This window comes from Glutamicibacter sp. JC586, from assembly GCF_009805585.1.
Lineage (GTDB): Bacteria > Actinomycetota > Actinomycetes > Actinomycetales > Micrococcaceae > Glutamicibacter.
The window spans coordinates 57,418-78,646 of record NZ_VHIN01000002.1; the positions used below are offsets into that span (position 1 = coordinate 57,418).

General features: G+C 54.9%; 20 protein-coding genes. 8 read left to right on the forward strand and 12 right to left on the reverse strand.

Annotated features, from left to right (window positions below):
- Positions 1-63: 63 nt before the first annotated feature.
- The 5 genes from FJV47_RS00470 to FJV47_RS00490 form a co-directional block, all read right to left on the reverse strand.
- On the reverse strand, positions 64-993 hold the full coding sequence (locus tag FJV47_RS00470; protein ID WP_159609186.1) for a TauD/TfdA family dioxygenase: 930 nt from the start codon (positions 991-993) through the stop codon (positions 64-66).
- A gap of 373 nt (positions 994-1,366) precedes the next feature.
- Positions 1,367-2,269: a pyridoxal 5'-phosphate synthase lyase subunit PdxS gene (gene pdxS, locus FJV47_RS00475; protein WP_159609187.1), complete on the reverse strand. Its 903-nt coding sequence runs from the start codon at positions 2,267-2,269 to the stop codon at positions 1,367-1,369.
- Between the two features lie 377 nt (positions 2,270-2,646).
- Complete coding sequence (locus FJV47_RS00480) at positions 2,647-3,216, reverse strand: HIT domain-containing protein (RefSeq protein WP_159609188.1); 570 nt, start codon at positions 3,214-3,216, stop codon at positions 2,647-2,649.
- Positions 3,217-3,242: 26 nt separating this feature from the next.
- Positions 3,243-5,258 (reverse strand): threonine--tRNA ligase, encoded by a 2,016-nt coding sequence (gene thrS, locus FJV47_RS00485; RefSeq protein ID WP_159609189.1) that lies wholly within the window; start codon positions 5,256-5,258, stop codon positions 3,243-3,245.
- A gap of 108 nt (positions 5,259-5,366) precedes the next feature.
- Positions 5,367-6,014 carry a helix-turn-helix domain-containing protein gene (locus FJV47_RS00490; RefSeq protein ID WP_159609190.1) on the reverse strand — a complete coding sequence of 216 codons (648 nt, stop codon included), beginning with the start codon at positions 6,012-6,014 and terminating at the stop codon, positions 5,367-5,369.
- Positions 6,015-6,094: 80 nt separating this feature from the next.
- Between FJV47_RS00490 and FJV47_RS00495 the strand changes: the two genes are divergently transcribed.
- Together FJV47_RS00495 and FJV47_RS00500 are read left to right on the forward strand one after the other, a co-directional pair.
- Positions 6,095-7,432: an MFS transporter gene (locus FJV47_RS00495; protein ID WP_159609191.1), complete on the forward strand. Its 1,338-nt coding sequence runs from the start codon at positions 6,095-6,097 to the stop codon at positions 7,430-7,432.
- A gap of 401 nt (positions 7,433-7,833) precedes the next feature.
- Positions 7,834-8,274: a VOC family protein gene (locus FJV47_RS00500; protein WP_159609192.1), complete on the forward strand. Its 441-nt coding sequence runs from the start codon at positions 7,834-7,836 to the stop codon at positions 8,272-8,274.
- A 10-nt stretch (positions 8,275-8,284) separates the two neighbouring features.
- Here FJV47_RS00500 and FJV47_RS00505 read toward each other — a convergent pair whose 3' ends face one another.
- The 3 genes from FJV47_RS00505 to FJV47_RS00515 all read right to left on the reverse strand — a co-directional run bounded on the left by FJV47_RS00505 (position 8,285) and on the right by FJV47_RS00515 (position 12,760).
- Positions 8,285-8,875, reverse strand: coding sequence for a nucleotidyltransferase family protein (locus FJV47_RS00505; RefSeq protein WP_159609193.1), 591 nt, complete (start codon positions 8,873-8,875; stop codon positions 8,285-8,287).
- A gap of 83 nt (positions 8,876-8,958) precedes the next feature.
- Positions 8,959-12,414: a DNA polymerase III subunit alpha gene (locus tag FJV47_RS00510; RefSeq protein ID WP_159609194.1), complete on the reverse strand. Its 3,456-nt coding sequence runs from the start codon at positions 12,412-12,414 to the stop codon at positions 8,959-8,961.
- A gap of 37 nt (positions 12,415-12,451) precedes the next feature.
- A complete protein-coding gene (locus FJV47_RS00515) occupies positions 12,452-12,760 on the reverse strand; it encodes a DUF6504 family protein (protein ID WP_235026318.1) in 309 nt (102 codons plus the stop codon).
- Between the two features lie 686 nt (positions 12,761-13,446).
- On the opposite strand from FJV47_RS00515, the gene FJV47_RS00520 reads away from it, so the two are divergent.
- Together FJV47_RS00520 and FJV47_RS00525 are read left to right on the forward strand one after the other, a co-directional pair.
- A complete protein-coding gene (locus tag FJV47_RS00520) occupies positions 13,447-14,532 on the forward strand; it encodes an S-(hydroxymethyl)mycothiol dehydrogenase (protein WP_159609196.1) in 1,086 nt (361 codons plus the stop codon).
- The gene (locus tag FJV47_RS00525) at positions 14,532-15,161 is read left to right on the forward strand and encodes an MBL fold metallo-hydrolase (protein WP_159609197.1); all 630 of its coding nucleotides are present in this window, start codon (positions 14,532-14,534) and stop codon (positions 15,159-15,161) included. Before FJV47_RS00520 ends, FJV47_RS00525 begins: the two co-directional genes overlap by 1 nt.
- A gap of 88 nt (positions 15,162-15,249) precedes the next feature.
- On the opposite strand, the gene FJV47_RS00530 is transcribed toward FJV47_RS00525, so the two are convergent.
- On the reverse strand, positions 15,250-15,978 hold the full coding sequence (locus FJV47_RS00530; RefSeq protein WP_159610015.1) for an SOS response-associated peptidase: 729 nt from the start codon (positions 15,976-15,978) through the stop codon (positions 15,250-15,252).
- 122 nt (positions 15,979-16,100) lie between these two features.
- On the opposite strand from FJV47_RS00530, the gene FJV47_RS00535 reads away from it, so the two are divergent.
- A complete protein-coding gene (locus FJV47_RS00535) occupies positions 16,101-16,379 on the forward strand; it encodes a mycoredoxin (protein ID WP_159609198.1) in 279 nt (92 codons plus the stop codon).
- 94 nt (positions 16,380-16,473) lie between these two features.
- Here the strand turns inward: FJV47_RS00535 and FJV47_RS00540 are convergent, their stop codons facing one another.
- On the reverse strand, positions 16,474-17,205 hold the full coding sequence (locus tag FJV47_RS00540) for a lipoate--protein ligase family protein (protein ID WP_159609199.1): 732 nt from the start codon (positions 17,203-17,205) through the stop codon (positions 16,474-16,476).
- Positions 17,206-17,300: 95 nt separating this feature from the next.
- On the opposite strand from FJV47_RS00540, the gene FJV47_RS00545 reads away from it, so the two are divergent.
- The gene (locus FJV47_RS00545; protein ID WP_159609200.1) at positions 17,301-17,897 is read left to right on the forward strand and encodes a uridine kinase; all 597 of its coding nucleotides are present in this window, start codon (positions 17,301-17,303) and stop codon (positions 17,895-17,897) included.
- Positions 17,898-17,913: 16 nt separating this feature from the next.
- Here the strand turns inward: FJV47_RS00545 and FJV47_RS00550 are convergent, their stop codons facing one another.
- On the reverse strand, positions 17,914-18,732 hold the full coding sequence (locus FJV47_RS00550) for a thioesterase family protein (protein ID WP_159609201.1): 819 nt from the start codon (positions 18,730-18,732) through the stop codon (positions 17,914-17,916).
- A gap of 72 nt (positions 18,733-18,804) precedes the next feature.
- A complete protein-coding gene (locus FJV47_RS00555; protein WP_159609202.1) occupies positions 18,805-19,380 on the reverse strand; it encodes a helix-turn-helix transcriptional regulator in 576 nt (191 codons plus the stop codon).
- Between the two features lie 76 nt (positions 19,381-19,456).
- Between FJV47_RS00555 and FJV47_RS00560 the strand changes: the two genes are divergently transcribed.
- The gene (locus FJV47_RS00560; RefSeq protein ID WP_159609203.1) at positions 19,457-20,380 is read left to right on the forward strand and encodes an NAD(P)/FAD-dependent oxidoreductase; all 924 of its coding nucleotides are present in this window, start codon (positions 19,457-19,459) and stop codon (positions 20,378-20,380) included.
- A 608-nt stretch (positions 20,381-20,988) separates the two neighbouring features.
- Entirely contained in the window at positions 20,989-21,192 is a 204-nt protein-coding gene (locus FJV47_RS00565; protein WP_013349123.1) for a cold-shock protein, read from the forward strand.
- Positions 21,193-21,229: the final 37 nt, after the last annotated feature.

Below are 21,229 nucleotides of genomic sequence, written 5' to 3' on the forward strand. Positions count from 1 at the left end.
CTGGTGCAGTCGGTCGCGACGTAGGAATACGGGGAACAAACTGAATTCGGGGAACGTAGCTAATTAGTCAAGATCGACGATTGGCGAGTAGTGCGAGGCATCACCTTCGACCGAGTAACTTAGCTTTCCCTCCACGCTGCGCGGAATATCCCCGGCAACCGTGATGCGATTGAGCTTGCGCGGTGCGCGGCCATAATTGTCGATGGCATAGTGCTGGGTGATGCGGTTATCGAAGAGCACCACCTGTCCTGGTTCCCATGCGACGCGTACGACGTGTTCGGGGCGAGTGACATGACTCTGGAGCAGTCGTAGCAGGTCGTGTGACTCGTAGGGCGAAACACCAACGATCTTTAGGTGGCGTGCGAAGGTTCCGATGAATAATCCTTTTTCACCGGTCAGTGGATGCACGCGAACTACAGGATGAATTGTTCGGTACTTTTCGGAGACGAAAGCCTCTTGGTAGGCCTTCTCTTTATCTGTATTTACGGTTCGGGGCCGAACGTAGTCGGAATCATTAGAGTGCTCGGCCCACAATCCGTCGGCGAGTTTCTGAATTTCAGTAGGCAAGCTTCGGTACGCGGCGGCGGCATTGGCAATTAGCGTTTCGCCTCCATATTCAGGCAGTGTGACAGCGCGAAGGGTGGACGCCTGCGGTGGATTCACAATGAACGTGACGTCGGTGTGCCACTGGTTGGCGATCGACTGTTCGCTGTCTACCGGCAGTACCGTCTTCTTTACTTGTTCACTGAACGTCACCGTGGGATGGGCTGTGGTCAGTGGGCCGAAATGAGATGCAAAGAGTTCCTGCTGCTCGTCGGTTTCAATTCCCGACCGGCTGAAAATCAGCGCCTTGTGCTCGTTGAGAGCAGCGCGGATCGCATCGACAGTTTCTGTATCAAGTGCCCCGCTGAGGTCCAAGCCCTCAACACGCGCCCCGATGTGTTCGCCGAGCTTGGTGAGCTTCAGTTCGGTGGCGGTGGTCGTAATAGTCATGATGGCCTCCTTAGCAGCAGTGTTTACGCGGCTGCGTTGATCTGTTTGCTGATCTCCGGGATGGAGAACTTGGATCAAGACTAAGCACGACAAATCGAATCCTCACCTGCTCCGTCACACGGCGAGAAGTGTTGCTCAGGGTTTCATTCGACCATCGGTGAAGGCACTAGAAGTGTTGCTCTGCTGGAACCAGGATGACCTTGTGTGACGCAGATGAAGACTCGTGAACCTGCCTTTCGCCGGCCGTCGGGTGGTTGCTTGCTCGGTAGAATCTGTCATGGCTAGCGGATTCTGTGTCCGCCCCGGATTAATGACCAAAAGCCCACGCCACCGAATACTCGGTGGCGTGGGCTTTTAATTGTGGCGCTGGGGTTTACCAGCCGCGCTCCGCTAGGCGGTGAGGCTCTGGCAGTTCGTCAACGTTGATGCCAACCATAGCTTCACCCAGACCACGGGAGATCTTGGCCAGCTCGTCTGGATTGTCGAAGAAGGTAGTGGCCTTCACGATGGCTTCGGCGCGCTGTACTGGGTTGCCCGACTTGAAGATACCTGAGCCAACGAAGACGCCATCGGCGCCTAGCTGCATCATCATTGCTGCGTCGGCCGGAGTTGCGATGCCACCAGCGGTGAAGAGCACTACTGGCAGCTTGCCGGTGTGGGCGATTTCCTTGACCAGTTCGTAAGGAGCTTGAAGTTCTTTTGCAGCAACATACAGCTCGTCTTCTGGAAGGGCTGCGAGCTTGGCAATCTCGGAACGGATCTTGCGCATGTGTCCGGTGGCGTTAGAAACATCGCCGGTTCCGGCTTCGCCCTTGGAACGAATCATGGCTGCGCCCTCGTTGATGCGACGCAGGGCTTCACCCAGGTTGGTGGCACCACAAACGAACGGAACGGTGAATGGCCACTTGTCGATGTGGTTTTCGTAGTCTGCTGGCGAAAGAACTTCCGACTCGTCGATGTAGTCCACGCCCAGGGACTGCAAGATCTGTGCTTCTACGAAGTGACCGATACGTGCCTTAGCCATCACTGGGATGGAGACCTCGGCGATGATGCCGTCGATCATGTCTGGGTCGCTCATACGCGAAACGCCGCCCTGTGCGCGGATGTCGGCTGGAACTCGTTCCAGAGCCATAACAGCCACGGCGCCAGCATCTTCAGCGATGCGCGCCTGCTCTGGGGTTACTACGTCCATGATGACGCCGCCCTTGAGCATTTCGGCCATGCCGCGCTTGACGCGGTCCGAACCGACGACGGAGTTCTGGTTGTTCGTAGACATAGTGAGGAGGGGTTCCTTTCGACACTGCATGGATTCGCTATGGGCCGGAAATTTCGGCGCTTGTGCGAGGTGGTACGTCAGTAATCGTAGGAGCCGATCGCTTTATGACCTTGGGTGTTTCGTCATATTGTTACGATAGGAGATTTATCGCCTAGTTTCGAGTTGGTGCGTAACATAGCATTTCAGCCTTAAACGCCTAGTCAATTACCTTTATTCAGTGATTTCTCATCAAACACCGCGTTCTGGTTAGATTGAGGGATATCCGTAGTTCTCCCGCAGATTGACAAGTGCAGAAGTGGGCTATGCGGAACAGGTTAAAAGAAACATGGCGATCGGAATAGATAATATTCCGACCGCCATGAAACTTTGATGATTACTTAGCTGGGGTTTTCGCTGTCCCAGGCTTCGGCGATTGCCTGACGAACCTCAGAGAGTGTCTGCGGGATTGCCTTGGTCTTAGCGATAATCGGGAAGAAGTTTCCGTCGCCGTTCCAACGAGGCACGATGTGCTGATGTAGGTGAGCAGCAATGCCAGCTCCCCCAGCCTCACCCTGATTCATGCCCAGATTAAACCCTGAGGGGTTGGAAACCTTACGCAGCACACGCATGGCTTGCTGCGTCAGCGCCGCCATTTCTGCCGTTTCTTGAACCGTAATATCGGTGTAGTTAGGCACATGACGATAAGGGCAGACCAACAGGTGCCCAGGGTTGTACGGGAAGAGATTCAGGATTACGTAGCAGGTTTCCCCGCGGTGCACGATCAAGGCTTCTTCGTCGGTTCGATCAGGACCTGCGCAGAATGGGCAGCTAGCCTCATCCTTAACTTGATCCTGCCCACCCTTGATGTAGGCCATGCGATAGGGAGTCCACAAGCGCTGGAACGAATCCGGTACTCCGGCGAGTTCAAAATCGTCGGTGACGGACTGATCTGATTCCTGCATACTCATGGACTCCCTATCGGTACTAGTGGTGACTAGTTGTTGTTGTCGCGGCTCTTGATGGCTTCGACAATGCGGGCTACAGCATCATCGATTGGCACCTGATTTTCCTGGCTGCCATCACGGAAGCGGAAGGACACAGCATTGGCATCTGCATCTTCGCCACCGGCGATGAGTACAAATGGAATCTTGTCCTTGGACGCATTACGGATCTTCTTCGGGAAGCGATCGGTGGAGTCATCCAGCTCAACACGAACACCCTGAGCTTTGAGCTTCGCGACTACCTCTGAAAGGTAATCGTTGAAAGCTTCTGCCACTGGGATAGCGCGAACCTGTACTGGCGAAAGCCATGCCGGGAAAGCACCCGCATAGTGCTCGGTCAGTACGCCGAGGAAGCGTTCGATGGAACCAAACTTTGCAGCGTGGATCATGACCGGTTCCTGACGGCTTCCGTCGGCTGCTTGGTATTCCAAACCGAAGCGTGCAGGCTGGTTGAAGTCATACTGCACAGTACCCATCTGCCAGGTACGACCGATAGCGTCCTTGGCCTGAACCGAGATCTTCGGGCCGTAGAACGCAGCTCCACCTGGATCGGCAACCAGCTCAACACCTGACTCGGTAGCGACGCGTTCCAGTACGGCAGTTGCTTCTTCCCACTGCTCGTCGGAGCCGATGAACTTATCCGACTCCGGGTCGCGGGTGGACAGCTCTAGGTAGAAGTCATCCAGTCCGAAGTCCTTGAGCAAGGAAAGCATGAAGTTCAGCAGGTGATCAACTTCGGCAGGTGCCTGTTCCTTGGTGACGTAGGAGTGCGAGTCGTCTTGAGCGAAACCACGTACGCGGGTCAGTCCGTGAACCACACCGGACTTCTCATAGCGGTACACGTGACCGAATTCGAATAGTCGCAGTGGCAATTCGCGGTAGCTACGTCCACGGCCACGGAAGATCAGGTTGTGCATTGGGCAGTTCATTGCCTTCAGCCGGTATTCCTGACCCTGCTTGGTGATGTTGCCATCTTCATCGCGCTCTTCATCGATGTGCAGCGCTGGGAACATGGTGTCCGCGTAGTACGGCAGGTGGCCAGAGGTGTGGAACAGCCCATCCTTGGAGATGTGTGGGGTTCCCACATACTGGAAGCCTTCTTCTACGTGGCGATCACGTACGTAGTCTTCCATCTCGCGCTTGATGATGCCGCCCTTAGGGTGGAACACCGGCAGGCCCGAGCCCAGCTCATCCGGGAAGGAGAACAGGTCTAGTTCGGCGCCGAGCTTGCGGTGATCGCGACGCTCAGCTTCAGCCAGACGCTCCTGGTAGGCCTTGAGGTCTTCCTTGGTTGGCCATGCGGTGCCATAGATACGCTGCAGCTGCTTATTCTTTTCACTACCCAACCAGTAGGCGGCGGCCGAACGAGTCAGCGCAAAAGCGTTCTTGATCAGCTTGGTGTTGGGCAGGTGCGGGCCGCGGCAAAGATCCTTCCACACGATGTCGCCGGACTTGCGGTCAACATTGTCGTAGATGGTGGTTTCGCCGGCAGCAACCTCAACGGTGACGCCTTCTCCGGAAGTGTCAGCGGAGTCAGCCTTGGCCAGAAGTTCGCACTTGTATGGCTCGTTGGCCATTTCTGCCTTGGCTTCTTCTGGCGAAACTTCGCGGCGCGCAAAGAGCTGGTTCTGGTTGACGATCTTGAGCATCATCTTTTCCAGCTGCTTGAGATCTTCTGGGGTAAATGGTTCAGCCACATCGAAGTCGAAGTAGAAACCGTCGGTGATGTATGGACCGATTCCCAGCTTGGCATCCGGGCGAAGCTGCTGCACAGCCTGGGCCATCACGTGGGCGGTCGAGTGACGCAGCACCTCCAATCCTTCTGGATCGGTGATGGTTACGCGGGTGACAGAGGTGCCGGCTTCTAGTTCGCGGGAGAGGTCACGCAATACGCCGTCGACGTGCATAACAACCACGTCTTTGTCCTTGGCAAAATACTGCAGACCGGTTGTTCCCGCGTCCACCTGTACCTGCTCGCCGTCAATGGTGAGGGTCAGCTGCTCGCTCATGAGATCGGGTTCTACCTTTCAATCTGGGATGGCTTCATAGCTTGTGGCATACCTTGGCCACAGCCAGCCAGAATCCAGTTTAGTTCAGGACCTCACCGACGTGCGCGCTCACTTCGAGTTTTGCGATGATTGTTCACCCATATGTGATTCGTTCAACAGAGAATCAGCGTTATACAGGGTCATGACGTGCCAGATCTCGCGTTCCTGCGCGGACTGAGAGCTTTTAACCTTGCCGTTTTTTAGATCCTCGCGGAATGCTGGAATCACTTTTTCCATACGCCTGATGAGCTCTTGGCATTCGTCATGAGTGAGCATCAGATTGCTCGTTTGCATCTGTGCTTTCACAACCCCCGATTCTTCTCCGCGATAGTGCTTTTCGGCATGCTGCAACGCGGCCTGCAGGCGACGTTGCTCATCGTGAACAACCTGGCCTAGGTAGGCGTTCATGGCCGTTCCAGTCAGATCTTCCGGGCGCTCCCCTACCTCTCCGGTGGTGTAGCCTCGGGCCGCAGGCTTCCAGACCCGATCGCGTTTGTCACGAGCCAACTCCGGAACTTCAACAATCATGTTGGCCTTAGCCAGCTCGCGCAAATGGAAGCTGACTTTATTTGCGGGCACTCCAAGAGTCTGCGCAAGATCGGCGGCACGGGCATTTTCCATCGCTGAGAGCGTGTCAAGAATTTGCCTTCGAAGCGGGTTCGCAATGGCCTTGAGCATGGGAGTGGTGAATGTGACCGGTGGCTCAGGAGTGCTCATGTCCACAGCATAGCAATCCACCAAATAAAGTTGCGCAAATTTGATTGCGCAACTTTATTTGCGCATCTATAGTTGTTGACATGGACTCGCCCCAAAGCACCAAGAACGTCGCCGCAGATGTTACTTCGCAGGCTTTGCTGCCTCCGTTGCATAAGCAGCGGAACTACCGCATGTGGCTTGCCGCAGATACCTCAGCCTTACTATCGGGGAGTATCTACGGATTCGTTTTCCCGTTGATTCTGCTGGCTACGACCAGCTCCCCTGCTTTAGCGGGGATACTCGCTGCAATAGGGATGATTGCTCGGGCCAGTTTGATTCTTGCTGGCGGGTCCAAAGCAGACCGCTCCAACAAGGCGAGGATGATGCTCATGGGCGGTATCTGCGGGGCAATCATCACCGCGGCCATGGCGCTAGGTAGCCTTACGGGCTCCATACCAATCGCACTTCTGTGCATTGCGCACGTCTTGATGGAATTACGTGGTGGATACTTCGGCTCGATCACCAATGCTGCTTTGAAGGATCTTGTTCATCCCAAACAATTGGGTCGAGCCATGGCCGCTAACCAAGGGAGAGACTCAGTGCTCATGTTGGGCTCCGCTCCCCTAGGCGGTTTACTTCTGGGTTTAGGCGGTGGCCTCGCACTAGCCACTGTAAGTGTCTTCAATGCGATCGCAGCATTCACTGGGTACGCCTTACGTCGGCCACTAAAAGTAGCAGCCGACCTCTCGCAAGATGATCACAACGATACTGAAGCTTCCAGGGAGAAAGTGGGCCATGGAGTTCTCGCCGGGATGAGATGGTGCTTTTCGAGACCACAATTACGTGCCTTACTGATTCTCATCACCATCGTCAACATCGGCGTCAACGGTCTCATGACCACGATGATCTACGGACTTCAACAGCGTTCTGAAACACCATGGGTCATCGGGCTAACTTCTACCTTTATGGGCGTTGGAATGCTGATCGGTTCGTTGATCGCTACGAAGCTTATCGATAAATTCCGCAGTGGATTGCTCACCTGTATCTGTCTGAGTATTTTGGGGATGGCGATGTTGCTCATCGGGTTTAACACGAACTTGCTTTGGATGGGCGCCATGCTGATGGTCAGCTTCCTCAGTGTCCCAGCCCTCAACGCCGCCGTGGGCGGATACTTCATGGCTTGTGTGCCGAAGGAAATGTCCGGGCGCGCTAATTCTCTAATCACGTTCATGGCGCTGGCCGCCTTGCCCCTAGCTCCGTTGGTGACCGGCTTTGGTCTGGAATGGGTTGGCATGGGACCAACCCTGATTTTCTTTGGAGCATTCGTGATGATCAGTGCGTTGTTAGCTTGGTCCACGCCACTGGTTAGAAACATCCCGCACCCAGATATGTGGGACAAGGCAGAAGCGACCCAGAGCCAGGCCGCACTCGATAAGTAAGACTAGAAATGACGCAGGGAGCCATTCGCTGGATCTTTCGAAGTTGCGAAAGTAATCAAGAGCTCGTCAAATTTCTAGCGCCGAGGCATGCTTTACTCACCAAAGCTCTGCAGCAAAGAGCGAAACGCAGTAAGCCCTCGTTGCACCCCTCAGGTAAACCTGAGTCAGGCCAACGAGAGCCCTGCACCCAACTCGTTCTTCTTCACGATAGAGATACTTCGCATAGCGGGCTACGCCGCGTGCTGTGCGTGAATTTTGTTGGCGACTGTCGGAGGCCTTGATGGCCTTCGCCTAGTAGCCTGATGGACTCATGCTTCAGTGCAGGGTGTTGATCCTTTGCCAGTACCTTAAAGGTTGCCCTGGCCATGGCCTTCGGTTCCCATCACTTCTACTCTGGAACTATGAATAAGTCCACGCCGCCAGTCATCAGCGCAATCACCCTTGGTGTGCGTAACGTCAGCGCCTCAACCAAGTTCTACACCGAAGGGTTGGGGTTCGAACTGGTTCAGCCAGCTCATCCAGAAATTGCTTTTGTCCGGGCAGGGTACGGATTAATGCTCGCCTTATGGGACGTGGAACAGATGCCGAGCGAGTACGGAAATGTTGGACACGGCCAACTAGCTCCCCCAGTGTCGCTGGGACATAATGTGCACTCCGACGCAGAAGTCGATCACCACTACCGGCGAGCGCTGGATGCGGGAGCAACTTCGATTACTGAGCCAACGGTTCAGCCGTGGGGTGGCAAAAGTGCATGCGTAGCTGACCCTGATGGTTTCCGTTGGGACTTTGTCCATAACCCTTCCTTTGTCATTGACGCAGATGGGCACGTTTCTTCGGTCTAGCCACCTGCTATTACTGAGTTTCGACTGCTGGCCAGGGTTCGGCGCTAAGCGTTGTCCATTCAGATAACCAGCGAGCGGTCTTGGCTTCGTAGACTTCGAGGGTGGCCAATATCGGATTCGGAATAATTTTTCGGGCGAAAAGATCCTCATATCCGTACGGAGCGTAGGTGGTGAGTTGTCCTTTGGCCCCAGCTGTAACGGCAAAGCAGCATGTTTTCGCGGCGAAGTGGTCTATCGCGTCTTTACTGCTCGTGAATGGCTTGGTTGGAACACCAAAATGTTCTTCATACCAAAGATGGACGCGGGCCTCGTTACGGACTTCGATTTCTGCTTCTACGTTCTTAAAAAGGATTTTTGCACGTTGGATAATCTCATCTTCGGCCTCATACGACGTATCTTCGTCGAAATAGAAGAAGTCGTAATCACGAATCGCGTTTTGTGGTTCTTTGCCCTCTAGCACGTTCCATACGCTTTGGAATAGTGCTCCTGCGGTTAGCCACCAGTCCGAAACACCTAGCTGCGGTGCCAGTTGAAGTATCTGCGCGTTGATTGGGTTTGCTTGAATGTACTTCAGAAAAAGTTGTTCATTCTGCGCGCTCACGTTCCGTTGCCTCTCAAATCAGATATTTACGATATTGGACTCAATCTATCTGTTGAATCCGGCCCTGTCTGCGACTTAAATAGTCATGCGCCGCGTTGGTCTAAACCTTCAGCTTCCATGCGCTTTGCGAGCTCTGAGACGCTCTCTTTCTTGCGAGCTTCATCGCCAAGCTTGGGCCGGTAGCTAATTTGCGGTCGGCTTTGCTCTTCAAGGTATCCGGCAACAGGTAGCGTCTCGGGCTGATGCAGGTCCCATGCGTTCAGTGCCTGTAGCGAGATGCCGCGCGGTCCGGTACGGCGAGTGACCCCATGGATCAGTAGCATGCGGGTGGAGAAGAGTAAGGGTCCGGTGCGTTGTTGGGTGTCATCAAAGAAGGTGGCGTCGATACAGCCCGTGCCGTCATCCACGGAGATGAAGACTACGCGTTTGCCTCCTCGCATAGGTGGGGTCTGGGTGGCGATGCGTACCCCGGCAACCAGCACCTCGGTGCCGTTGCGTAGGTGTAAAAGTTCCGCGGCTTGGGTCATCGGTAGGTGAGACAGTCTCTGCCGATATGAACTCATCAGGTGTTCGCTGGCATCTAGGTGCATGAGGTCTAGTTCGGTACGGACCACTTCGGCAGGTTCCAGCTGCGTTCCCGTAGCTTTGATGTGCTCGATCTGCCCAAGGTCGAGGGCCAGCTGCCCAGGGCCGGGGCGGTATTTGGCTGGCAGGGAGCTATGCGCCATGGATTGAGTGTGGGCGATGGTGTCCGCGCGGGAAGTTCCGCTTAGCAGAGAATCGAAGACACCGAGGGCTGCGAGGTTCTGATAGGTGCGTCGGGAGAGCCCTGCGCGGGCGCGAACATCCGCAAGGTGTTCATAGGGTTGTCCAGCAACGAGGCGTTGCACTTCACGCTCGCTCATCTGGTGGATGTCGCGGAAGGCGAGGCGGATTCCGTAGCGTCCGGGACGTAGTGAGCTGGGCGCGCGGGGCACCATAGGGAGTTTTGCTGGAGCGGATTCGAATACTCGTTCGACTCGGTAGTGTCCGGTGGAGCGGTTGATATCTAGCGGGAGGATGGGTACGCCCATTCTTCGTGCTTCGGAGACCAGCAACCGTTTGGGATACATGCCGGGGTCGTGTTCCCAGATGCCGGCAAGGAATGCTTCGGGGTGATGCGCTTTGAGCCAGGCCGAGTGGTAGGTGGGTACGGCAAAGGCAGCGCCATGGGCTTTACAGAATCCAAAGGAGCCGAAGCCCGATAATACTTCCCAGACTTTATCGATCACCTCGGGGGTGAAGCCGTTCTTCACCGCCTCGGTACGTACGTAGCGTTCTACGGCTGGTTCCTTCTCTGGGTTACCCAGTAGGCGCCGGTAGACATCGGCCATGCCTAGCCCGCAGCCGGTGAGCACGTCGAGGATGCGTAGTACCTGTTCGTGGAAGACGGTGACCCCGTGGGTTTCGGCGAGCGCGGGAATCAGATCTGGGTGTAGGTATTGGGCGGGTGCGAATCCGTGGCGGTGCTCCAGGTAGGGTTTGACCATATTTGATTGCATGGGGCCTGGGCGGAAGAGCGAGATGTCGATGATCAGGTCGTTGAATTCTCTGGGTGCTAGCTTGCCCACCAGTTCACGTTGCCCTGGGGATTCAATCTGGAAGCAGCCCAGGGTGTGGGTAGAGCGGATCAATTCGAAGGTAGGTTCATCATCCAGTGGCACCTTGGCTAGGTCGATCTTTCCTGAAGCATCGATGTAGCTGTCATTGGTGTGCCCGCCAGCGCGAGATGCTTGTTCTTTGCTCGGGTGCATGCGGGCGATCTCTTCGAGCGTGTAGGCGATGGCTGATTGCATACGCACGCCGAGCACATCAAGCTTGATCAGCCCCATTAGGTCCATATCGTGCTTGTCGAACTGGCTCATTTGTAGCCCGATGCCTGAGGGCTGCACCGGGGTGCGGTCTAATAGGCTCGCGTCAGAGAGGATCACCCCGCAGGGGTGCATGGAGATATGCCTAGGTAGTCGGTCCAATCGTTCTGTAGCGTCGATGAGGATATCGAGCTGAGTGTCGTCGGTAATACGTTCGGCCAATTCGGCCAATTCAGGTTTCTCGGTGAGTGCTTCACGGAAGGATGAGGCAGAGAACCGCCAGAGTTGTTTAGCGATCTCGTCAATCTGTTCTTGTTCTACGCCGAGTGCTACGCCGGCATCGCGGACTGCACCACGGGCGCGGTAGGCGTTCTGCATGCTCATCAGGCTCACGCGCTCTTCACCGAAGCTGGAGAAAATCTTGTGGTAGATCTCGTGGCGGCGTGCAGACTCTACGTCGATGTCGATGTCGGGCAAGGTGGTGCGGGTATCCGAGAGGAAGCGTTCGAACACGAGGTCATGGGCCAGCGGGTTCACCTGACTAATACCCAGTAAATAGTTCACCAATGACGATGCTCCCGAGCCACGAGCCGCAACACGAATACCCATATCGGTAATCAGGTTGACGGTTTCTGCCACGGTGAGAAAGTAGCCGGCGAAGTCCAGCCGTTCGATCACACCAAGTTCTAGTGCCAGTTGCTTTTCGACCAGGCTCGGTTTTTCGTTCCTTAGCAGTGTTGGCACGGCCGCATAAACACGATCGGTGAGTTCTTGCATGGCCGGACGGTGCAAACCAATGATCTTCGCTTCAGGGATCACCGGGGTCTTCCAACCGAGGTCTGTTACTGGGTTCATTACACCCCATTGGGCCACCGCTTCGGTTTCACGCAGCATTTGGTTCGCCCAGCTTCTTTCGGTAGCTTGCCCGATAACGCTGGCTAATTGGCGCATCTGATGTGGAGTCTTCAACCACCCCTGCCCATTGGGTTGGCAAGAGTCTAGGTTCAGCAGGCTATGCAGGGCGCGGGCTGAATCGAGAATGTCTGCGGTCATCGCGCCGTCGGGATCCACGTAGCGCACGGCGTTGGATAGCACCGCTTTGATATTCAGTTCGTAGGCGTAGCGCAGCATACGTGAAGCTTCGCCAAGACTGTAGCGTGAACCAGGGCTGGAGAGATGCGTAGTGATTTCTACCCGCAGCATTTTTCCGGCTAGCTTTTTCCACCCCGCCAGCAGTCGGCGAGCTTGTGCATAGTTTCCCTTGAGGATTGCTCGAGCTACATCCGATTCTCCGCCAAGCAGGAGCATCAGGTTTCCGCTTTGACCCAGCTGACCCAGTTGTTCAGCGCTCAGCCCGGGTACGCCGTGGGCAGTGCTGTGCGCGAGACTGATAGCTCGACAGAGCGCCGCATAGCCGAGCCCGCCACAGTTACCCCGCGCCAAGAGAACAATTCGGCCTAGAATCACGCCGTTACTGTTGAGCACAGCTAGGTTCACACCAAGAATCGGAGCAAGCCCTTCTGCCATGCAAGCAGCTACATGTTTGACAGTTCCGTAGAGTCCGTCCCTATCGGTCAGCGCCAGCATTTCTGCCCCCTGCGCCTTAGCAGCTTGGGCTAAAGCACGCGGAGGCGTTACCCCGTAATGGGCGCTGTATGAAGAACTGACGTTCAGATGGGTAAAACTCATAACGGTCCTTCGAAAATATGTTCCCCTGCCTAGCGCCTTAGGCGCTTTGGGCTAGCGCTTGATGCACACGCACCAGTCGCCACCGCCCAGTTTGGACATCAAAGCTCACGTCAACCGTGCGCTCTTGCCTGGATCCGCTCACCGCGACCAATTGCAGGCGCCACATTTCATAGTCGGCAATTCCGGCACCAATTCCCTGAGGAATTCGCAGATTTTCCTCCCACCACTTGCGGCGCTCGAACCAGCATTGAGGCTCAGCAACCAACCGATAATCCTGCCCCTGCCAGTTCACGCGCAGTGGCATTCCGTTCGCCGCGCGGGCAACCTCAATTGACTCAGTGAACATCCCCACGTGTGCACTCCTTACCTAGTAGAACTATTCTATTCGAATACGTGTTCGAACGATAGTTACACTAGTCAGAGTCACCGACAGTTTAGATTGACCTCTCTGGTCGTGGGTGTGGGGTGATTTTTGGTCACGGAACACTTTCCCCGATGGCGTTTAGACCTATATGCACATGGTGTTTGCGGAGGATGCAGCTAACCCACGCATCAAACAAAGAACCACAGACCCCTCCGGAAGTATCCCAAGGAATATCACCGCCATTGCGACCCAATCCGAAAGACAGTGGGCTATCGATGCTCCAGAGCTTGGGTTCACGACAAGCCAAACGTCTCACCGAGATTGATTCGGTGATTCGCTCGCTAGCTCGAGCTTGCCGTTGCTTCACAAGCTTGCCGAATAGCAGTCGCCAAACTCATGAAGCTGAGCCCCGAGGCCGTCACCCAGCTGTAATAGCACCGCCTCAGACGATGAAGTACTTCTCACCTCCTTCGTCGTTCCAAGCCCTGGCGAAGAGAAAGCGTCTGCCTAGAGGCCAGGTTCAAAAGTCAATAAAAGATGTGAAGGTCACTGCCGAATTGGCTCTGCGCGAAACCACCCACGTCATTGTGCCCCGAAAGCTCGCGAAGCACCGGCCACACCGATAGCATCGACGTAGCAACACTCAATCGTTTCAGGAGCTAAATCCCATGCCCCATAAGGTCAAAGCCGTCATTTCCCGCGTCAAGGATGCCCCTGTTGAGGTCGTCGACATCATCGTTCCGGATCCAGGTCCCGGGGAAGTTGTCGTTGACGTACTAACCACCGGCGTCTGCCACACCGACCTGCATTACAAGCTCGGCGGCATCGGCGACGAATACCCGTACCTGCTGGGCCACGAGTCCACCGCAGTAGTCAGCCAGATTGGTGAGAACGTCACCAACGTTAAGGTCGGCGACCGAGTCATCCTGAACTGGCGTGCAGTGTGTGGTCAGTGCCGCGCCTGCGCCAAGGGCGAACCAAAGTACTGCTTCAATACCTTCAACGCCACCCAAAAGATGACCCTCGAAGATGGCACCGAACTATCCCCTGCGCTGGGCATCGGATCCTTCGCAGAGAAGACCTTGGTTCACTCCGGACAGTGCACCATCGTTGACGAAGATGCAGATCCAGCAGCCGTAGGCCTACTCGGCTGTGGCGTCATGGCAGGTATCGGTGCAGCAATCAACACCGGCGAAGTCAAGCGTGGCGAATCCGTCGCCGTCATCGGTTGCGGTGGCGTGGGTGCTGCCGCCATCGCTGGCGCACAGCTAGCAGGCGCAACCACCATCATCGCCGTAGACGTCAACGCCGACAAGCTGGAAGGCGCCAAGAAGTTCGGCGCCACCCACACAGTTGACTCATCCAAGGTTGACGCAGTTGAAGCCATCCAGGAACTCACCGGTGGATTCGGTGCCGACGTAGTGATCGATGCAGTGGGTCGCCCAGAAACCTACAAGCAGGCCTTCTACGCTCGCGACCTTGCCGGCCGTGTGGTGCTGGTTGGTGTTCCGACCCCAGAGATGAAGCTCGAGCTGCCACTGCTCGACGTCTTCGGTCGCGGTGGTTCGCTGAAGAGCTCGTGGTACGGCGACTGCCTGCCAAGCCACGACTTCCCAATGCTCGTTGAGCAGTACAAGCTTGGACGCCTAGACCTTGGCGCGTTTGTCACCGAACGCATCAAGATCGACGAAATCGAAGAAGCCTTCAACAAGATGCACGATGGCACGGTGCTGCGTTCGGTGGTGGAAATCTAATGACCGCTCGTATCGAAAATGTCGTTACCTCCGGGACTTTCTCCCTGGATGGTGGCACTTGGGATGTAGATAACAACGTCTGGATTGTTGGTGACGATTCAGAAGTTATCGTCATTGACCCAGCACACGATATCGAGAAGATTCGTGAAGTCGTTGGCGAACGTGAAGTGATGGCTGTAGTGCTCACCCACGGACACGACGACCACATCCGCGCTGCCGGAGAATTTTCTGATGTTGTGGATGCACCACTCTTCTTGAACATGGAAGACCGAATGCTCTGGGATGCTGTCTACCCAGATCGTGATGTGGATGCAGAAATCAACGAGGGCGACACGTTCACCATCGCTGGCACAACACTGATCGCCCTACATACGCCAGGCCACTCACCAGGATCCACCTGCTTCTATGCAGAAGATTTGGGCGTGTTGTTCAGCGGTGACACCCTGTTCCACGGCGGTCCAGGCGCTACCGGTCGCAGCTACTCGAGCTTTGAGACGATTATCGAATCAATCAAGACTAAGTTGTTGACTCTGCCGGAAGAGACAGTGGTGAACACCGGTCACGGTGATGCCACCACCATCGGCGCAGAAGCTCCGAACTTAGACGAGTGGATCAAGCGCGGACACTAGTCACGCGCACACATCAGGGGCAGCCAGAAGTTTTTCTGGCTGCCCCTGATGCTTTCCGGGTTCTGGGCGTTGGGTGCCCGGTAGTACCTTAGAACAGTGCGTTGGTGTGTTCTTCGATAAGCTCTGGTGAATTATTCCGGACATTACCCACCGCAGAATCAACTTCGTGCATAGTCCATTGAGAAGCGACATCGAAGGCTTGCGCGGTGATCTGCTCGATTAGACCTTCACCATCTTCCTCGGCAGGGTTCATCCACTGCGCCATCATTTCTCGGTCTAACGGGATGGGCAGACGATCATGCAGGTCAGCTAGCTCGCCTAACACTCCAGGTTCTTCTGCCGAAGGAGAATCCATGGTCATAATCGAGGTGGAGAGGATCCAGGTTCCGTCCTCGTCTTTCCACCATTCATAGAGCCCGGCGAAGAAGATCAGCTTCCCATCCTCACGATGAACGTAGAAGGGACGCTTCTTGCTCCCTTCTTTCTTCCACTCGTAGTACCCTTCCACGGGTACTACCGCGCGGCGTTTTTTCACTGCGGAACGGAAGGTCGGCTTGCTACTGGCGGTCTCACTGCGCGCGTTAAAAGCACGCACTCCCACGGAGACTTCCTTAGCCCAACCGGGCACTAGACCCCAGCGAGCCACATGCACCTGGCGGTGCAGTTGATCATCGATCAACCGCTCGAGCACAATTGGCACATCAGTGGTGGGCGCGACGTTCCAGGACTGACGCAGTTCAAGATTGGCGTCCGCCTCAGCCTCTGCTTCTGCCACAAGATCTCCGATGGCCTTGGCCATCACATATCTTCCACACATCATCTGCTCCTTGAAACCACTGGGGAAATCTGATCCCAGTCTAACCACCGTGCACAAGGAAAACTGGTAAAAATTTGGCGTAATCCGGGAACAAACCGGGCCAGCGCATAGTTGTACGCAGTATGAGCAACGAATCTAACCTTGACCAGTACGTTCCTGCCGCAGGTGGCGTCACGATGTTCACTACCAGCTGGTGCGGATACTGCCGTAATCTCAAGCGTCTAATGGACCAGAAGGGTGTGGCCTACACCGAGGTAAATATCGAAGAAGTTGAAGGTACGGCAGAAATCGTAGAGTCCTTCAACAACGGCAACCAAACCGTTCCAACCTTGATCTTCCCGGACGGCACCGCAGCCACCAATCCACGGATCGAAGAAGTAGTAGAGCGCGTCGGCGCCTAATAGCTCGAGATTTATTCAAAGTTTCAACGCATAAAAATCGGTGTCTGAACTTCAGGCACCGATTTTTTGATATATAGAACTACTGCGCTGAGGACTACTTCAACGTCACGTGTTCCCGATATTCCTCGAGTAGCGCGGTGATGAATCCTTCGGTGGTTACGCCGGCAACGAGGTCGTTGGCAGCACCTACAGTGCTCGGCTCCATCGGAATTTCCATTGCCTGATAAACGTCGTCAAGAACTTGGCGTAGGGGCAAGGAATCCTCGATGACAAACACCGAAGAAAAAAGCCAAGCCCCAGCCACTACTCGTTGGGCGGTCCCAACAAGTTTGACCGGGAAATTTCGAGGCGAATCACTTGTTGGCAGGCCATGTACCGAATAGTCGCCAGGGCAGTACTCCCCCGGAATCGGGCCAATTTGAGCGTTAACGCCGATGCGTGCCAGTGCATTGGCATAAATGTCGGCAAACACTTCAAAGCGTTTTTGCTGACTCAATACGGCATCTTGTTGGGGTTCTAGATGATCAACAATTAATGAGCCTCGATGATATGCGGCGGCCCGGCCTCCAGCTTTGCGCACCAAAGGCATGAATCCACGTTGCTCTGCCGCATCCCTGGCCGCTTCAAATCCGGGTAAACGAACATCTCGCTGTCCAAAAGCCAAGGTGCGAGCTGGTCGGTAGAGGCGCAAGGTTGGGCCACGATCTCCTGCTTGGATTTCTCGAAGTAGCTGAACCCCGCGTTCCAAATCGGCTGCAGCGTCACCGCTAGGATCTTCAATTTCTAGTGACAACGAAGCATCCGAGACAGGATTGAACAAACTCATACTTACGAGTCTAATTCAGGCATTGGCCACTACTGGAGTTGATGTCACAAGGACGGAGAATCATCTGCTGACAAATCTGCGTCATAATTAAAGGCGTGCCAAATTCTTCGACTCCTGTCATCCTCATCGGCGGACCTTCCGGATCCGGAAAATCTTACCTCGCGTCCAAGTACGGAAACCCGCATCTGCCGCTTGATGAGTACTACCGACAGCTCAGCGAAGACGGTGATCCCGTGCCGTTCCCCCGAACGGCTTATGGAGAAGTTGATTGGGATCATTCGGGCACCTGGAACAAGGAAGCAGCGTTACGAGCCATCGATGAGTTGCTAGAAAAGGGCAGCACGATGGTTCCGAATTATTCAATCTCCACCTCGAGCTACAACGGGCACAGGGAAATCACCTCAGCCAACGGCCCGATAGTCGCAGAAGGAATTTTCCTTTACGAACTGCTCGAGCCACTGCGCGCAAAAGGAATCAACGTGCAGGCATACTACGTTGATGAGCCAGCATTAGTAACTGGCATTCGTCGCTTTGTTCGCGATGTCGCCCAGCGACGTAAGCCAATCTTGTTCTTGCTCAAACGTGGATACGCGCTATTCAAGGTTCACGGTGCGGATCGAGAAAAGTATCGTGAACGCCAGTTTGTTCTCAAGTCCAAGCCAGAACTCAAGAAGCTACTTTCTCAGCTTTGAGCAGCTTAGCTAGTCGTTATCGAGAGCGTACCGTCAGGATCTGTTCGGCGCGACCAAAGGGTCCTGTTTCGTCATGCAGGACTGTGGAGGTCAACCCGATTCCGTCGGTTCCGAAGCTCTGCTGAACTTGTAACCCAAGCCAGGCACCTTCGGGTTCTCGGTACATATGGATCTGCAGATCCAAGTTGGGATAGATCCACGTTCCTTCGCTGGGTTCAACGCGTGGAGCAACACCATTGGCGGTGTCGATCAGACCGACAAGCTTTGCCATATCCGATGCATCCGCGGCGTCAACAAGCGCGTACTTGGCGCGTAGCCACGCGATGCCTTTACCTAGACGCCAATCTTTATCGGCGCGCATATCGATGGATCTAATATATCCACCCGGCCAGCGTTGGCTAACTTGTTGAACTTCGCACTGATCTGGGCCGGGAATCTTTGCATCCTCGATGCCAGCTACCTGACTAGAATCGCCTTTGATGACGCGCCAAGCGCGGGCGACAATGCTGGTTCGACCCTTGGCCGTCATTTCAGCTTCGATCAATTCGATCGTTCGCCCTGGTCGCACCATCCGGGTGGTGATTTCGAATTCTCCGGCGTGAATTAGCCCGTGGATTTCGAAGCTCAGCCGGGCGATGCGCATATCGTCACGAGGCTGAAAGTTTTCCAGTTCATAAGCCAAGATGCCTGAAGCCGGTGCCATATGCTGCTCGTGTTCATTCCAGGCCCCTTGGGCGTGCACGGACGAGCGGTAGCGCCCCTGTCCCAAAGACTCGAAATAGTAGTCACCTTTGGCGAGAATCTTCTCGAGTTCTTCAGTGAGCTGATGCGTCATCGCTATCCTCCTGGAATGTAAAAAATCGTTGCACTGCACTCAGGTTATCCAAGCTCAGCTCAAACCGACAGATTAGGCCGTAGTGTCGTGTTGGTGAGCTTTTTGTCCTGCACTGTCCAAGATCCCTAGAATCTCGGCTACACCATCTTTGGCCCACATAGCATGTGGCGTCATGGTGTCGAACTGCGCGGACTGCCCGGCCTTGACATGATAGGTCCGGTCCCCCAGCCTCAGCTGAACTTCGCCGAGCAGAACAGTGAACCATTCTTTACCTGGATGAATACGCAAATCACTGGGCGCCGGAGCTTGTGTTGGGTCTATGCGCATCTTGGACACGTTCACCCCATTGACTGCGTCGTCGGTGGAGAGCTTCCATAACGTAACCCCGGGCATAGAGATTGGCTCGGGCCGAATAATGATTTCAGCTTCTGAGGTCGCAACAAGTTCGTCGAGGCTTGTCCCCAAAGCTTTGGCTAGAGGAACCAGCTGGTCCAGAGCTATTCGTCGGCTTCCGGTTTCTATACGGCTCAGCGTTGAAACACTCAGTGATGCTTTGTTGGCCAAGGATTCCAAGGACCACCCATGGTTTTGGCGTAACGTGCGAATGCGTTGGCGAATGATTCGGTCTACTTCCAATTCTTGCGTCATGCGCAAAACGATACTCCTTCTGACGCAAACAGTCGATATGGTAAAAATCCCAGCACACGCAAGAAGGAAAAGCCTCATGGAACACTTTGAAGCAATCATTATTGGCGCCGGCAGCGCCGGCCTCGCCGCCTCCGTCGCTTTGGCTCGTTCACTGCGCTCAGTTCTGATCATCGACGAAGGCCAGCCTCGAAACTCGCCAGCACTTCACGCCCATAATCTGTTGGGCCAAGAGGGTAGCAACCCGCTTGAAGTCCTAAAACGAGGTCGAGAAGAAGCCCAAGGCTACGGCGTAAAAATCATCAACGGTGCTGCGACTGCACTCACCGGATCGCTTAGTGATGGCTTCCGCGTCACGGTTGATGAACGTAGCTATACCTGCGAACGGGTCGTCTTAGCCACGGGGTTAACCGATCGCTTACCTCAAATCTCAGGCTTGCAACACGCATGGGGATCCAGTGCCATCCATTGTGCCTACTGCCACGGATGGGAAGTGCGCGATAAGGAACTGCTCATCATAGGATGTGGTCCCATGAGCGCTCACCAAGCAATGATGTTCCAGCAGCTCAGCTCAAAGGTCACATTCATTAATCACGACCCGTCCGAACTGAGCCACGAAGGCGCAGCAATCTTGGAAGCTCTCGATATACCTCGGGTGGACCAAAAGGTAAGCGCGTTGGAGTTCAACGATTCTGGCGAACTGACCGCCGCCAAACTCGAAAACGGCGAGGCAATTCCTGCCCATACAGTAGTTGTCGCTAGCCGTATGGAAGCAAATGCCGATCTCTTCCAGTCGATGGGCGGCGTGGTCACCGACCATCCGCTCGGGACTTTCATTGGCGTCAACGACACAGGGGCCACCTCAATCCCTGGGGTCTACGCCGTGGGGAACGCGAGCAACCTGGGGGCGATGGTCATGTCCGCTGCAGCCTCAGGAACCCTGGCCGGAGCAGCAATAAACGCCGACCTACTCAATTCGAAGCTTGAACGCAGCAAGATGTAACAACAAAATCCTCATGCACCTCCCATCATCAGCGAAGCCGGTGATGGGAGGCAGGAGCGCAAAACCCCGGAAATCCATGGGAAAACCCATCGACGCGCCAACGTAGCGTCTATCACCTCGCGGGCAGGGATAATCAATGGTAGGCTTTAAACGTTACCTCGACGTCCGCAGGTGTGACTCACCCGCCGGCAGACGTTAGCAGTAGGATTTGTAGCACAGCCAACAAATCGTCTGTGCATTACAAATCGGTTCACCGATCTTCGGATCGATTGAGCTCCTACCGAAACGAATTCTTCATCTTCTCTTCTTCACTGCAGATAAAACATCTCGACGACTTTCAACGTCACATCTCTGTGGATTCCTTGTTCTACTCCGCTAGCGTGGGGTCATTACCCGTTAGCAGCCTGGAAACCGATGATGTTTAAGCAAGTGCAGCGACTCCCGTTTTGGCCGATACCGGCAAAATCAGTATTCGATGGTCCGTATCGACGGCAGGTGAAACGTTCTCGGCAGCTCTGCTCGAGGTAACCCCCAAATTTTCCGGTTCGGAACTTCGAATCGGCAACCAGGCCACAACGTGGCCAATCAATAAATAAGGAAATAACATTATGGCCACTGGCACCGTAAAATGGTTCAACGCTGAAAAGGGCTTCGGCTTCATCGCTCCTTCTGATGGATCTGCTGACGTTTTCGCACACTACAGCGCTATCCAGAGCTTCGGTTTCCGTAGCTTGGAAGAGGGCCAGACCGTTGAGTACACCCTGGAAGCTGGTCCAAAGGGCCCACAGGCAACCAACATCCAGGCTCGCTAAGAGACTTCCTTCGAAGGTGTAGTTCCCCCGCAAGGGT

Coding starts and splice junctions, on each gene's coding strand:
- FJV47_RS00490 (WP_159609190.1), bottom strand. CDS start 6,014: ATGAGCACTCCTGAGCCACCGGTCACATTCACCACTCCCATGCTCAAG.
- FJV47_RS00565 (WP_013349123.1), top strand. CDS start 20,989: ATGGCCACTGGCACCGTAAAATGGTTCAACGCTGAAAAGGGCTTCGGC.
- FJV47_RS00500 (WP_159609192.1), top strand. CDS start 7,834: ATGAATAAGTCCACGCCGCCAGTCATCAGCGCAATCACCCTTGGTGTG.
- FJV47_RS00555 (WP_159609202.1), bottom strand. CDS start 19,380: ATGACGCAAGAATTGGAAGTAGACCGAATCATTCGCCAACGCATTCGC.
- pdxS (WP_159609187.1), bottom strand. CDS start 2,269: ATGTCTACGAACAACCAGAACTCCGTCGTCGGTTCGGACCGCGTCAAG.
- FJV47_RS00515 (WP_235026318.1), bottom strand. CDS start 12,760: ATGTTCACTGAGTCAATTGAGGTTGCCCGCGCGGCGAACGGAATGCCA.
- FJV47_RS00470 (WP_159609186.1), bottom strand. CDS start 993: ATGACTATTACGACCACCGCCACCGAACTGAAGCTCACCAAGCTCGGC.
- FJV47_RS00535 (WP_159609198.1), top strand. CDS start 16,101: ATGAGCAACGAATCTAACCTTGACCAGTACGTTCCTGCCGCAGGTGGC.
- FJV47_RS00510 (WP_159609194.1), bottom strand. CDS start 12,414: ATGAGTTTTACCCATCTGAACGTCAGTTCTTCATACAGCGCCCATTAC.
- thrS (WP_159609189.1), bottom strand. CDS start 5,258: ATGAGCGAGCAGCTGACCCTCACCATTGACGGCGAGCAGGTACAGGTG.
- FJV47_RS00530 (WP_159610015.1), bottom strand. CDS start 15,978: ATGTGTGGAAGATATGTGATGGCCAAGGCCATCGGAGATCTTGTGGCA.
- FJV47_RS00525 (WP_159609197.1), top strand. CDS start 14,532: ATGACCGCTCGTATCGAAAATGTCGTTACCTCCGGGACTTTCTCCCTG.
- FJV47_RS00540 (WP_159609199.1), bottom strand. CDS start 17,205: ATGAGTTTGTTCAATCCTGTCTCGGATGCTTCGTTGTCACTAGAAATT.
- FJV47_RS00480 (WP_159609188.1), bottom strand. CDS start 3,216: ATGAGTATGCAGGAATCAGATCAGTCCGTCACCGACGATTTTGAACTC.
- FJV47_RS00520 (WP_159609196.1), top strand. CDS start 13,447: ATGCCCCATAAGGTCAAAGCCGTCATTTCCCGCGTCAAGGATGCCCCT.
- FJV47_RS00495 (WP_159609191.1), top strand. CDS start 6,095: ATGGACTCGCCCCAAAGCACCAAGAACGTCGCCGCAGATGTTACTTCG.
- FJV47_RS00560 (WP_159609203.1), top strand. CDS start 19,457: ATGGAACACTTTGAAGCAATCATTATTGGCGCCGGCAGCGCCGGCCTC.
- FJV47_RS00550 (WP_159609201.1), bottom strand. CDS start 18,732: ATGACGCATCAGCTCACTGAAGAACTCGAGAAGATTCTCGCCAAAGGT.